We start from the raw sequence: 12,381 nt of genomic DNA, 5'->3' as shown, positions 1-12,381 counted from the left end.
AACGATTGTTTTTTAAAAGGAGAAAAATTATGACAAAAGTAGCAATTATTACAGGAATTTCAGCAGGTATGGGACACGCAGCAGCTCTGTATTTTAAAGAAAAAGGATACGAGGTTTATGGTGGAGCTAGAAGGATGGATCGAATGCAGGATTTAGCTGAACAAGGTGTTCATGTTCAAGAATTAGATTTAACTGATAAGATATCTATTCGCCAGCTAGTTGATAGAACTATTAAAGAACAAGGAAAAATTGATGTATTGATCAATAATGCTGGTTATGGCGAATATGGTCCTTTGGAAGAAGTTCCTACTGAAACAGCCAAACGTCAATTTGAAGTTAATCTTTTTGGAGCTAATGAAATAACTCAGTTTGTTTTACCAACTATGAGAAATCAAGGTTATGGTCGAATCGTTAATGTCTCTTCAATTGGTGGGGACCTTTATACTCCACTTGGTGGTTGGTATCATGCTACCAAGGCTGGTGTCAATATGTGGAGTGATGTTTTGGATATGGAAGTTAAACCATTTGGTATTCGTTCAGTAGTCGTTCAACCTGGTGGTACTGCAACTGAGTGGCAAAAAGTTGCTTTAGAAAATGCTCATAAGAATTTACAAGATAATTCACCTTATGAAGCATTAGTTGATCGAGAAGAAGAAATATCAGGCAAGTTTAGTTTCAGTGCTACAGCGGAGGATTTAGCTAAGGTGTTCTATAAAGCTGCAACTGATGCAAAACCAAAGCGTAGATATTTCAATTCGATTGGAGATCATGCAGCAGTAATTTTTGCTAGAACAATGCCTAATGCTTATCGTGCAATTGTTTCAAAAATAGTATAAGAATAAAATATATATTTTATTAAACGAAAGCTGTCAAGAGGCAATTTTTCCTAGTAGATCGGCTTTATATATTATATATATTTAATAAGAAAAACTACTGGTATACTTTCCCTTAAAAGAAGGGACTAATATGAAAAAGATAATTATAGCAACGTTAATGTCACTTTTATCAATTGTAGAAACTAGTAATATTAATGTATATGCTGAAACTATTTATACAAGTATGCCAACTAAGGATGATAATTATTATCGATCATATCGAGATGATTTGGAAAAGTTTAATCTTGACCTTCAAACATTTTCCACGAGAAAAAATAGGTTTATTACTTTAGATACTGAAAATGAAAAATTTCAAACTGAAGGATTTAATTATCCTGACATTTGGATTCGAGATGTGGCTCCAGTCATTACGACTAAGATGGTAAAGTTTCGATATAGTCCCAATTATTTAAAAAAGTCTGATAGCAATTATTTGAATGCCAGATTCAATAAGTTTCTAAAAGAAAAGTATAAATATAGAAAATCTGAATTGATTTTGGATGGTGGTAACCTACAATGGAATGGTGCTAAAACTGTTGTTCTAACAGATCAAGTTTATAATGATAATCGCAATTGGAGTAAACAAGAAATAATATCTGAATTGAAATACCGATTAAAAATCGACAAAGTAATTATTATTTCCAAAGAGCCAGGTGACGTATTAGGTCACAGTGATGGTATGATTAAGTTTATTGAAAGAAATAAGATGTTCATTAATGATTTTAGTTATGAACCAGGATTTTTAAAGAAGATTGAAAATCAAATTTTAAGACAAGATCCACATATGAAATTTATCGTTTTACCATCTTCTTATACTAGTAGTGGTCAATATGATTCTAAAATAGCTTCAGCCAAAGGACTTTATATTAATATGTTGGAGACTGAAGATGCTGTATATTTTCCAATGTATGGATTGAAAAAAGATCATCAAGTTTTGAATCTTGTTAAAAAGGAATATGATAAGAAAGTAATTCCAATTTCAGTTGGAAGATTGTCTACTTTAGGTGGATCTATTCATTGTCTTACTTGGGATGTTCCTGATAGATTTAGAAAATAAACTAATTAAAAGTACGAAAAAAAAACTTCAACAGTTGAGCCTGTTGAGGTTTAATAAAAAAATATAATTTTTTACATTATGAAGCATTATCTAGTAGCCTGATCAGGCCATTAGATAATGCTTTTATAAATTTATCGAAGGTTTTATCTAATATGCTAGAATCGATATTTATATTTTCAACTAGACCATTAATAGTTATTATCAAACAATTAAGGGCTTCCGTTATATCAATATCTGGTAAGTCTTTACTATTAATCAAAGAAAGATATTTCCTAGAATTTTTTCGTTGATTCAGAACAAGAATATCATAGGCAAGTACAACGATGGCTAAATGACCACGTAGTCCATCATAACTTTGGATTTATTGTCTTAATTATACTGATGTGAGTAAAGTTATGTCTATTTTTGTACAATAAAACCCCGGCATGCCGGGGTTATTGTAAGATATTCAACTTTTAGTTAAGAACGTGTTTGGAATCTACAAGGTTCCAAGATATCCTGTCCCAATTCAAACTATTTTTTCAAGAAAGCAAGCACGTTTTTCTTATTGGGTTTCATGCTTCCTGCTAAGAATGCAATTATGACTGCAACAACAGCAAACAAAAATTCCCATACCGACCATTTAAAAATGAGTGTTAAAACCAACATAATAAAAACTGAAATCAACAAGATTCCATCTATAGGACCTAATTTCAAATACGGAAACATCATCAGATGTCACTCCTTCCACTATTTGATATATATATTGAATAAATTCAATCAGGATTCATTGTGGATGTATAATTTTTTAGGTAGCTTTTCGTTTCCTTCTCATCGCAGTTTTATTGGAGTATTGAGAATATTAAGACAATCTTTCAGAAGTTCTGTCGAAGCCAATCGAGACTTATACACCGAATTACTTACGAAATTAAGGATACCCTTCGAGAGGTAGCAAGTGGAACGGGCAGATTCCGTAAAATCTTGGCAACTGTGGATCTATCTCTGGTAGGAAGGAGTCTAAGAATAGTTCAAACATCCATTTAAATCCTAAGAATATTATAACACCGCTTTCATTCTTGTAAAAATTCTTTTATAAAGACGTTTAGTCAAGGTACAAGTTGAACCCGAACAAACCTAGAAACTTTCAATGACATTCTAGGAAACTGTTTGAGGTCTTTGAAAGACACTTGAATTTTAAGTAAAATTTTTGAAAAAAGGACTTACTGATGACTGATTATCCAAGCAATGTCGTCCGTGAATAATTTGAATTACTTTGCTGGTAGTTGTTGCTACGGAGGCAGTAGAGATGATGGTTAGGAAGTACCATGTGAAAAAGAGCATAACTAAAGGCTGTAAGATATTCAACTTTCAAAAATAAAATAAAAAACTAGTTTAAATTATTTTTACTAATTCAGAGGGCTGTTTAAGAAAATAATCAACTTTAGAAAATTCGGGATTATCTTTAGCTCCCCAACCTGCTAGGGCAAAATCTACTTTAGCATTACGAGCGCATTGAAAATCGTAAATAGAATCGCCAACGTATAGTGTATTTTGAGGAGAAATATTTAAGGTATCGATTGCTTTAAGAATAGGTTCAGGATTTGGTTTATGGAGTTTCGTTTTGGAGGCCGTGATGAAAGTATCAAAGTATTCTTGGATGGGAAAGTTATCTAGAACTAATTGCATTTCTTTATCAGTTCTAGATGTAACTATTCCTAGTTGAATATTCTTAGATTTTAATTTTTTTAATATTTGTTCAATATTTTTAAATAATTCTGAATAGTGAAACATTTCGTGATCATTTTCTTCCCAAAGATCCAAGAGAAGTTGATCCTGTTTAGAGCTAGTGGAGTATTTTTTTACCGCTTTAGTTCCAGGAATGCCTAGGACATAGAATAGATCCTCAGCTGGTGGAGTAATATTAAAAACCGTTTTGAGTGTTTTTTGCCATGATTTAATAATAGTTTTTTCAGTATCAATAAGCGTACCATCAACATCAAATAGAATTGTTTTTCCCATAATTCTCTCCTTAAATATAAATCATCTGTGTTTTTGATTTTAATAGTGTATTTTCTAATTTTTGGGGTAAATTGTCATTCGTGATAATGAAATCAATTTGATTCAAATCTAGTACTTTAAAATTATGCTTAACATTTACTTTGCTACTATCTAACAATAGAACCAGTTTTTTTGATTGTTTTCTAATCTTTGCTTTATAGTCAATATCATCCTCATAGGCATAATAGATACCGTCTTGATCGATACCGACACCACTTAAAAAAGCATAGTCAAAAGTATAATTCTCCAAATCTAAACAAGGTTTAGTGCCTACTACACAGCGCTTTTCAGCATCTAAGTTTCCACCGAGAATTCTAGTTTTCCCCGGAGAATGTCGAATCAGTTGATCGGCAATATCCAATGAATTCGTCACAGAAAATAGATTAGGATTGGTAAGATATTTAGGCATGAATTCGACAGTAGTAGAAACATCTAAATAGATCTGTGTCGCTTGGTTAGTAAAAGCAGCAGCTCGTTTAGCCAATTCTTTCTTGGCATTAACAAAATCATCACTACGTTGTAGATAATTGTCGAGCTTTTTGAATGTGTTAGGTAGACTGATGCCACCATAATTACGCTCTACCAAATTACTTTCTGCTAGTTTTACTACGTCACGCCGGGCGGTGTCACGAGAGGATTTGGTTAGATCAATGATTTCTTTTAATGTTAAGGTCTGTTTCTCTTGAAGAGTTTTTAAAATTAGATCTAAACGTTCTTTTTGCATGAACTTCATCTCTTTTTAAGTAATTTTAAGTCAATTTATATAGTAGCTTAATTAAGCTTAAAAAGCAATGATGATAATTCAAACAAAAAAAGTCTCCTAAAAAGGAGGCTTTTTTTATTCGAATCATTATTTCTCATTATTTTGATTTGTATAAGTTTTTGAATGTTCCAAGAAGGACTCGTCATCAGGATCAGGCCCGACACGTTTGTCGTTATCTAGTTTGGAGATACTTTGCATTTCTTCTGGTGTTAAGTCGAAATGATAATCGAAGATATCAATATTTTCCTTAATACGATTTTCGTGAGTTGATTTTGGAATAACTACCTCGCCACGTTGAACATGCCAACGAATAATCACTTGAGCAGGAGTTTTTCCATATTTTTCAGCAATTTTTGTAATGATTGGATCGTCAATTACTTTGTTAACTCCACCACCTAGGGGACTCCAAGCTTCATGAACAATATTCTTTTCTTGAAGATATTCATGTAAATCAGTTTCTTGAAGATATGGATGAGTTTCAATTTGATCGATCATTGGTGCGATGGTTGCTGTTTTCATTAATTGCTCAATATGATGTGCCTTGAAGTTGGATACACCGATTGCCCTAATTTTTCCTTCTTTATAAAGATCTTCCATGGCACGCCAGTTTTCTTCAAAACCAGCAGCGGGCCAGTGAATTAAATATAGATCCAAGTAATCCAAACTCAATTTTTGTAATGATGTATTGAATTGTTCAATTGTTTCATCATATCCACGAACGTTATTCCAAATCTTAGTTGTAATAAAAAGATATTTACGATCGATTCCAGATTCTTTGATAGCCTGTCCAACAGCTTCCTCATTATCGTAAAAACTAGCAGTGTCAATATGTCTGTAACCACTTTCGAGAGCCCATTTAACACTATTTAGAACCTCTTCATTACTCATTTGGAAAACGCCTAAACCGACTTGTGGAATCAATACGCCGTTTGATAACTCGATATAGGGAATATTTGTAGCCATAAATTTACCTCCTAAGTATTTTCAATTTCATTATAGCCCAGTTGAATGTATATAAAATGTATAAATAATGTAAAAATCGATAATTGATTATTTTACAGAAAATTAACTATTAATTTACATTGCTTTGTTAATCTAAGAATGTTCTAAAAAAGACAAAGAAAGTTGGGAATTATTTATGAAAAAAGGGCGATTATTAACCGCTTTTCTGGGGGTATTTTTATTATTAACTGGTGTGTTGGCAGGGTGTTCATCAAACAGCTCAGCCTCTGAAAAAAATGGTAGTAAAGATAATAAGGAAATTACTATGGTTTTCTACCCAAATGAATCGGCAAAGAATTTTACGGCTTCACGTAAAGCCTTACAAGAAGAATTACACAAAGTTACTGGTAAGAAAATCAATATTCAAACAACAACTGATTATAATGTGGCAATTGAGGCCATTTCATCAGGTAAGGCACAACTTGCTTTCATGGGTGCTGATGGATACATTCAAGCACATGCTCAAAATAAAAAAGTTGAACCATTACTTATTCAATCTGGTGAAGATGGTACAACAAAAGGTGCAAGTTATCGTTCATACCTAATGGTTCCAAAGGATAAGGCCGATGGATATAAGAAAGACGGTAAGTACAATATCGATAAGATCAAGGGCGAAAAGATCTCATTTGTTTCAGCTAGTTCAACATCAGGATTTGCAGTACCTACTGATGAGATTCAAAAGCATTTTAAATTGAAGAATAAGGATGATCTGTCAGAAGGTGGTAAATTCTTCAGTAAAGTTTTATATGGTAGTTCACATCCTGGCTCAGCAATCAACTTGCTAAAAGGCGATGTTGATGTTGCAGCATTTGATGATATTGATCTAGCTCCATTCTTGAAGGTTTCTGAAGGTGACTATGATAAGGAAGGTTCAACATTCCAAGTTAAGGAAGATGCCGATGCACCATTTACAGAATTTAAAGGCAAAGAGTTAGTTAACCTTTCAGTATTGCCAGTTCAAAATGGACCTTTTGTAGTTAACACTGAAGCATTAAGTGACAAAGATAAAGCAGCAATTACAAAACGCTTCACATCTAAAGAGTTTACTGAAAACAAAAACTTATTTGCTAAAGAAGGAAGTAAGAACCCAACACTATGGCAAAAGAAGAGTGATAAAACTATTCTTCTAAAAGTTAACGATGAATGGTACAAACCAACTCACGAATTAATTGGTAAATAAGAAAGGTAGCCTATGTTAGAGGTTAAAAAGTTACGAAAAAGTTATGAGAAAGATAGGCCAGCTCTGACCGATATTTCTTTTAATATTAAACCAGGTACTTTTGTTGCTATTATTGGTCCATCTGGTGCTGGTAAAACCACTATTTTGAGAAGTTTAAATCAATTGATTAAAGATGATGGTGGTCAAATTTTATTAGATGGTAACGATATTAGAACGGCTAATAAAATGGAATTGAGAAAATACCGTCGGCAAATTGGAATGGTTTTTCAAAATTATAATTTAGTAGAACGTTTGACTGTTATTGAGAATGTTTTACATGGAAGATTAGGCTATAAATCGACAATAGCTGGTGTTTTTGGAAGATATACGCAGCAAGAGAAGGAAGAAGCGGTCTCTTTGTTAAAAAAGGTTGGACTAGAGAACTTTGCCCTACAAAGATGTTCAGAACTTAGTGGTGGTCAAAAACAACGTGTGGGGATTGCTCGTTCTTTGATTCAACATCCCAAAGTTATTTTATGTGATGAACCAATTGCTTCTCTCGATCCGGCATCTGCTCAGAATGTGATGGAGTTATTAAAGGAATTGACTGAAGAGTACAACTTGATTTGTATTGCTAATTTACATCAGATAAATATGGCAAAGAAGTACGCTGACCAGATTATCGGTATTCGCAAAGGTCAATTGGTTTTTGATGAGGATGCTGATTCTTTGTCAGAAGATGTTTTGAGAACCCTTTATGATCAAGAAATTACAAAGGAGCTTAAATAATGCAATCTTCTGTAAAATTTTTGAAACATAAGGGATGGCATCAGACTGGAATAATTGCTTTAATCGGGGGAATTTATTTTATAGGAAGTATGATATTAAGCTTTGATAATGCGAAAGGTTTATTGTCTGTTCCTAAGGCTTTTAACTGGTTATTCGTTAACTTTCGACCAACGGCTAGTTCAGTAGAATATTTACCTAGAATTTGGCAAAAATTAATTCAAACGGTATTGTTAGCCATTTCATCAACTGTGGTGGCTGCAATTGTTTCTATGTTTGTCGCTTTGATAGGCTCCAAGGTTACTGGGGTTAATGGGTATGTACAAGTAATTGTTCGTGGAATAGCATCTTTCTTTAGAAATATTCCATTAGTTGCTTGGTCAATGATTTTATTGTTTTCGTTTAAACAAAGTGATTTCACAGGTTTCTTAGCACTTTTGTTGATGTCTATTGGATATTTAATTCGCGCATTTATGGAGATTATTGAGGATGAAGCAAGTGAAACAATGATGGCGCTTAAGGCAACTGGTGCTAGTTATTTTCAAGTTATCTTTCAAGCTGTTTTACCTCAGATTTTGCCAAGCGTTTTAAGTTGGATTCTTTATATGGTTGAAAATAATGTTCGTGATGCAACCTTAGTGGGTATTTTGACAGGTACAGGAATTGGATTCATTTTCGATGTATATTACAAAAGTTTTAGATTTGATGCTGCCGGGATGACAGTTTTAGCGATTATATTTGTGGTTATTGTTTTGGAAACAATTTCTAATCAGATCAGGAGGATAATCCTATGACCGACAGTGAAGAAAATATTATTCAAAAGCCAAAGATTCCTCGTTCTCCAGAGATAAAACTACATGAAACCAGCTTATCAAGGGTAATGGTAATTATAGTATTCTCAGCATTGATTTTGATTACGGGATATACCTTAACTCATCTTGATACAGCCGGAGTACAAATAAATACTGCATTTAAAGAATTGGCAATGACACTGAATCAAATGTTTTTACAACCTAATGCCGGCAGCGATGGGGTTGTATTACTGATACAGGCCTTGGGTGTAAGCATTCTACTTTCTATTATGACGACGGTTATTGGTGCAGTGTTTGGTTTTTTCTTTGCCGTATTAGCATCTAAGAATCTAACGAATGCATATTTAGGAGCAACCATTAGGATAATCATGGCAATTGTTAGAGCAATTCCTACTATTATCTGGGCTTTGATTTTTTCAATTGTCTGTGGATTGGGAACTACAGCCGCAATTTTGGGACTGAGTTTTCATAGTGTGGCCTATCTAACCAAGGCATATTCAGAAAGTATTGAAGGTATTGATAAGTCGACAATAGAATCTTTGAAAGTAACGGGAGCAAAGTTTTGGGTAATAGTATTTCAAGCTATCTGGCCAACGATTATTGCTTCGTTGGTATCTTGGACATTTATTCGATTGGAAATTAATTTTGCCAATGCGATTGCTGTTGGTGCTGCTGCTGGTGCCGGGGGAATTGGTTATCAATTGTTTGTAGCTAGTGGGATGAGCTTTGATTTTCACGAGACTGGATTTATTGTTTATTTAATTATTTTAGTAACGTTTATGCTTGAATTTATTGCAGTTAAGATTAGGCAATATTATTTAAGCCGTTAATTTTAGGAGAAGATTTTATGATTGAAGCAGTTATATTTGATTGGGCTGGTACAACTGTCGATTATGGTAGTTTAGCGCCAGTAATTGCATTTAAAAAAGCGTTTGAAAATGCCGGTATAGAGTTGAGTGATGGTGATATTCGTAGGGATATGGGCATGGCAAAATGGGACCATATTGGTAAGATATTAAAACTTGATGATGTTAAGCAACAATGGGAACAAAAATATTCGGCGTTACCTAATAATAATGATCGAAAAAAGCTTTATGAAGATTTTCAAATATCGCTATTGCATTATTTGAAAGAGTACACAGAATTAAAATCCGGGGTATTAAAAACTTTTAAATATCTTAATGATTATGAAATTAAAGTTGCTACAACTACTGGATATACTGCTGAAATGATGAAAATCGTTCAAGATAAAGCTGCTAAAGATGGATACGTTCCAGAACTTGTGGTCACATCAGAAGATGTAAATGGTCATGGTCGTCCATTTCCTGACATGATTCATTACATCATGGAAGAATTTAAAATTGATGATCCTAAAAATATTGTCAAAGTAGGAGATACTTTGGTTGATATTGAAGAGGGACAAAATGCAGGAGTTAGGACTGTTGGAATAGTTGAAGGTAGCAGTTTGATGGGATTGTCCAAGATTGAGTTCGACGAATTAAGTAGTGAAGAACAACTTGCTAAGCGTAACCAAGTGAAAAGAAAATTTGAATCAGTTAATACTGATTTTGTGATTGATAGTATTTTTGATCTAGTTCAAATTATTGAATATTTAAATGAATCGATGGATAAAAAATGGTAGAAGAATATTTACTTTTAACACCGGGACCTTTAACAACAAGCAAACAAGTTAAAGAAGCAATGAACTTTGATTATTGCACTTGGGATGATGATTATAAAAGAATAACTCAGTCCTTTCGTCAGTCTTTGTTAAATTTGGCTCAAGTTAATAAGGAAGAATATACAGCAGTTCCAATACAAGGTAGTGGAACTTATGGCGTAGAGTCAGTGATAAGTTCAACAATATCAAGCAATGAAAAATTGTTGATTGGAATTAATGGAGCTTATGGGCAGCGTATCAGCGAGATGGCCGATGTTTATGGGATTAATCACGTAGATTTAGTGGTGGATGAGAGAGAACCAATTACGTTAGAATTAGTAACTGAGTATTTAGATAAGAATCCTGATATTACTCATTTTGCAATGATCCATTGTGAAACTACGACGGGAATATTGAATCCTATTGAGGATATTATCCCTTACGTCAGTAGACGTGGCATTATTACAATTGTTGATGCGATGAGTAGTTTTGGGGGAATTCCAATTAATGTACAAGAAAATCAAATTGATTATTTGATTAGTAGTTCAAATAAATGTATTCAAGGTGTACCAGGATTTTCTTTTGTAATTGTTAAGAAGGATATCTTGGAAACAACTAAAGGATTAGCCAGAACATTATCACTTGACTTGTATGGTCAATATTACGAGATGGAACATAATGATGGCAAATGGAGATTCACATCTCCAACTCATGTAGTACATGCTTTTTATGAGGCATTAAAAGAGTTGGATGAAGAAGGCGGAGTAAAAGCTCGCCATCAACGATATAGTAATAGTCAAAAACATCTTGCAAAGGGAATGGAAGAATTGGGATTTAAAGTATTGATTAATGAAAAATATCAATCCCCAATCATTACATCCTTCATTTACCCAGAAGAAGATTTTGATTTCAATATATTTTATCAGGAACTTAAGAAACAAGGTTTTGTTATTTATCCGGGAAAGATTTCTCAAGTACCAACCTTTAGGATTGGTAATATTGGAGAGGTTTATATCGAAGATATTACTAAATTACTTTCAGTAATCAAAGATATTCGAGAATAAAAAAAATTCAACCGATTTTATCGGTTGAATTTTTTTACTTCATCAATTTCAAGCCCTTCAAATTATTATAGTACCTTAGATATAACAACTCGCTAAACTCCCACCAAGTACTTGCAAGTAATATACTACCCAAGACATCACTGGGGAAGTGACCATGAAGATATACTCGGGAAACTGCTACTAATATTAACCAGATTACCAAGATAATCTTCAATAAAGATCTAATTGTTTGATTCTTTAAGTAAGGTAGAACTAAGATGATCAGGGTTAAAATGACCAATGTTGTTCCAAAAACATGTCCGCTGGGAAAACTGTAACCTGAAGCAGGAATAATTTTCCCAATTGGGCGCTGACGTTTGACGGTTATTTTAACTAAAAAGGAAATTATATTTCCACCGATTAGAACAAGAGCAATCCAAAAACTAGTTATTCTTTTTTTCTTAAAAAATAGAATTAACATTATAACGATTAGGTAAAGTGAATCCATAATTGGGCTGCCCAAAAAAGTAATAGCGGAAAATATTTTGGTGTTAATTGGGGAAACCATTGTACCTAATATGTTCTGAATTGAATGATCTATGCCAATAGTTGAAGAATTATTGGTTACAATCATTATTTCTAACAAGAAGAAAAATACTAGAAATATGATGGCTAACCATTTTCTATGATTATTTTGTTTGAATATCAAAAGTAAGCTCCTTGATTTAAAAGTGATTTATTTAAGCCTCAATTGTAATAGTATTTTCATTTAATTTACAGTAAATATCATAGAAATTTAAAAGATATTTAATTATATAAAATAATGTCACTTGAGATTGCTTTAATGATATAATCTAAGCTACAAAAAGGAGGCTTAAAATGCTCACATTAATGGCAGCTAGTTCCAATAGCTCGGCGCCTTTGTTGATTGCTATTGGAGTGGCTATTCTCGTTATTATTTGGTTGTTCATTAAAACGGGAATCGCATTATTGCATCATCCAATTATCGGAATTATTTTAATTCTTTTGGGAGTCTTAGGACTTTGGAATTATTTGATTATTGGTATTGGGGTGATTGTAGGTGGAATAGTTTTCTTAGTTATATCACAATTTTTCAATAATTAATGAAAGTAAAAGTGAGGCATATGCCTTGCTTTTTTTAATTGGAAAATAAATAAATTATTAAT

Annotated in this window: 14 protein-coding genes; 9 read left to right on the top strand and 5 right to left on the bottom strand. The window is 33.0% G+C overall.

Annotation, left to right across the window (positions count from 1 at the left end; translation table 11 throughout):
* The first annotated feature begins 29 nt into the window (after positions 1-29).
* Together CBP76_RS10535 and CBP76_RS10530 are read left to right on the top strand one after the other, a co-directional pair.
* Positions 30-836: an SDR family NAD(P)-dependent oxidoreductase gene (locus CBP76_RS10535; RefSeq protein ID WP_102196833.1), complete on the top strand. Its 807-nt coding sequence runs from the start codon at positions 30-32 to the stop codon at positions 834-836.
* Between the two features lie 130 nt (positions 837-966).
* Entirely contained in the window at positions 967-1,932 is a 966-nt protein-coding gene (locus tag CBP76_RS10530; protein WP_102196832.1) for an agmatine deiminase family protein, read from the top strand.
* A 513-nt stretch (positions 1,933-2,445) separates the two neighbouring features.
* Here the strand turns inward: CBP76_RS10530 and CBP76_RS10520 are convergent.
* From CBP76_RS10520 to CBP76_RS10505, 4 genes are all read right to left on the bottom strand, one after another.
* Positions 2,446-2,646: a hypothetical protein gene (locus CBP76_RS10520; protein WP_102196830.1), complete on the bottom strand. Its 201-nt coding sequence runs from the start codon at positions 2,644-2,646 to the stop codon at positions 2,446-2,448.
* 657 nt (positions 2,647-3,303) lie between these two features.
* Positions 3,304-3,930, bottom strand: a complete 627-nt coding sequence (locus CBP76_RS10515; protein WP_102196829.1) for an HAD family hydrolase — start codon at positions 3,928-3,930, stop codon at positions 3,304-3,306.
* Between the two features lie 10 nt (positions 3,931-3,940).
* Complete coding sequence (locus CBP76_RS10510) at positions 3,941-4,693, bottom strand: DeoR/GlpR family DNA-binding transcription regulator (protein ID WP_102196828.1); 753 nt, start codon at positions 4,691-4,693, stop codon at positions 3,941-3,943.
* A gap of 126 nt (positions 4,694-4,819) precedes the next feature.
* The gene (locus tag CBP76_RS10505; protein ID WP_102196827.1) at positions 4,820-5,695 is read right to left on the bottom strand and encodes an aldo/keto reductase; all 876 of its coding nucleotides are present in this window, start codon (positions 5,693-5,695) and stop codon (positions 4,820-4,822) included.
* A gap of 175 nt (positions 5,696-5,870) precedes the next feature.
* Here CBP76_RS10505 and CBP76_RS10500 point away from each other — a divergent pair, with 175 nt between their 5' ends.
* Genes CBP76_RS10500 through phnW form a run of 6 tightly spaced genes read left to right on the top strand, consistent with a single transcriptional unit; the run spans position 5,871 to position 11,215 of the window.
* Positions 5,871-6,914, top strand: coding sequence for a phosphate/phosphite/phosphonate ABC transporter substrate-binding protein (locus CBP76_RS10500; RefSeq protein ID WP_102196826.1), 1,044 nt, complete (start codon positions 5,871-5,873; stop codon positions 6,912-6,914).
* A 12-nt stretch (positions 6,915-6,926) separates the two neighbouring features.
* Positions 6,927-7,682 carry a phosphonate ABC transporter ATP-binding protein gene (gene phnC, locus CBP76_RS10495; protein ID WP_102196825.1) on the top strand — a complete coding sequence of 252 codons (756 nt, stop codon included), beginning with the start codon at positions 6,927-6,929 and terminating at the stop codon, positions 7,680-7,682.
* Positions 7,682-8,473: an ABC transporter permease subunit gene (locus CBP76_RS10490; protein ID WP_102196824.1), complete on the top strand. Its 792-nt coding sequence runs from the start codon at positions 7,682-7,684 to the stop codon at positions 8,471-8,473. Before phnC ends, CBP76_RS10490 begins: the two co-directional genes overlap by 1 nt.
* Positions 8,470-9,321, top strand: a complete 852-nt coding sequence (locus tag CBP76_RS10485) for a PhnE/PtxC family ABC transporter permease (protein ID WP_102196823.1) — start codon at positions 8,470-8,472, stop codon at positions 9,319-9,321. Before CBP76_RS10490 ends, CBP76_RS10485 begins: the two co-directional genes overlap by 4 nt.
* 17 nt (positions 9,322-9,338) lie before the next feature.
* Positions 9,339-10,133 carry a phosphonoacetaldehyde hydrolase gene (gene phnX / locus CBP76_RS10480; protein WP_102196822.1) on the top strand — a complete coding sequence of 265 codons (795 nt, stop codon included), beginning with the start codon at positions 9,339-9,341 and terminating at the stop codon, positions 10,131-10,133.
* Entirely contained in the window at positions 10,127-11,215 is a 1,089-nt protein-coding gene (phnW, locus tag CBP76_RS10475; RefSeq protein WP_102196821.1) for a 2-aminoethylphosphonate--pyruvate transaminase, read from the top strand. Before phnX ends, phnW begins: the two co-directional genes overlap by 7 nt.
* 34 nt (positions 11,216-11,249) lie before the next feature.
* Here the strand turns inward: phnW and CBP76_RS10470 are convergent, their stop codons facing one another.
* Positions 11,250-11,903, bottom strand: a complete 654-nt coding sequence (locus tag CBP76_RS10470) for a phosphatase PAP2 family protein (RefSeq protein ID WP_102196820.1) — start codon at positions 11,901-11,903, stop codon at positions 11,250-11,252.
* Positions 11,904-12,073: 170 nt separating this feature from the next.
* On the opposite strand from CBP76_RS10470, the gene CBP76_RS10465 reads away from it, so the two are divergent.
* On the top strand, positions 12,074-12,319 hold the full coding sequence (locus CBP76_RS10465) for a hypothetical protein (protein WP_102196819.1): 246 nt from the start codon (positions 12,074-12,076) through the stop codon (positions 12,317-12,319).
* The last annotated feature ends 62 nt before the right edge of the window (positions 12,320-12,381 follow it).

Origin of the sequence: Companilactobacillus nuruki (genome assembly GCF_002872255.1) — a bacterium.
GTDB classification, from domain to species: domain Bacteria; phylum Bacillota; class Bacilli; order Lactobacillales; family Lactobacillaceae; genus Companilactobacillus; species Companilactobacillus nuruki.
Note: the sequence above shows the minus strand (reverse complement) of the source record. Positions and strands in the feature narration are given on the sequence as shown.

Bases quoted from the DNA above. Each gene is read 5' to 3' on its own strand.
- CBP76_RS10465 (WP_102196819.1), top strand. From the start codon at position 12,074: ATGCTCACATTAATGGCAGCTAGTTCCAATAGCTCGGCGCCTTTGTTG.
- phnW (WP_102196821.1), top strand. From the start codon at position 10,127: ATGGTAGAAGAATATTTACTTTTAACACCGGGACCTTTAACAACAAGC.
- CBP76_RS10515 (WP_102196829.1), bottom strand. From the start codon at position 3,930: ATGGGAAAAACAATTCTATTTGATGTTGATGGTACGCTTATTGATACT.
- CBP76_RS10530 (WP_102196832.1), top strand. From the start codon at position 967: ATGAAAAAGATAATTATAGCAACGTTAATGTCACTTTTATCAATTGTA.
- phnX (WP_102196822.1), top strand. From the start codon at position 9,339: ATGATTGAAGCAGTTATATTTGATTGGGCTGGTACAACTGTCGATTAT.
- CBP76_RS10485 (WP_102196823.1), top strand. From the start codon at position 8,470: ATGACCGACAGTGAAGAAAATATTATTCAAAAGCCAAAGATTCCTCGT.
- phnC (WP_102196825.1), top strand. From the start codon at position 6,927: ATGTTAGAGGTTAAAAAGTTACGAAAAAGTTATGAGAAAGATAGGCCA.
- CBP76_RS10500 (WP_102196826.1), top strand. From the start codon at position 5,871: ATGAAAAAAGGGCGATTATTAACCGCTTTTCTGGGGGTATTTTTATTA.
- CBP76_RS10510 (WP_102196828.1), bottom strand. From the start codon at position 4,693: ATGCAAAAAGAACGTTTAGATCTAATTTTAAAAACTCTTCAAGAGAAA.
- CBP76_RS10535 (WP_102196833.1), top strand. From the start codon at position 30: ATGACAAAAGTAGCAATTATTACAGGAATTTCAGCAGGTATGGGACAC.
- CBP76_RS10505 (WP_102196827.1), bottom strand. From the start codon at position 5,695: ATGGCTACAAATATTCCCTATATCGAGTTATCAAACGGCGTATTGATT.
- CBP76_RS10490 (WP_102196824.1), top strand. From the start codon at position 7,682: ATGCAATCTTCTGTAAAATTTTTGAAACATAAGGGATGGCATCAGACT.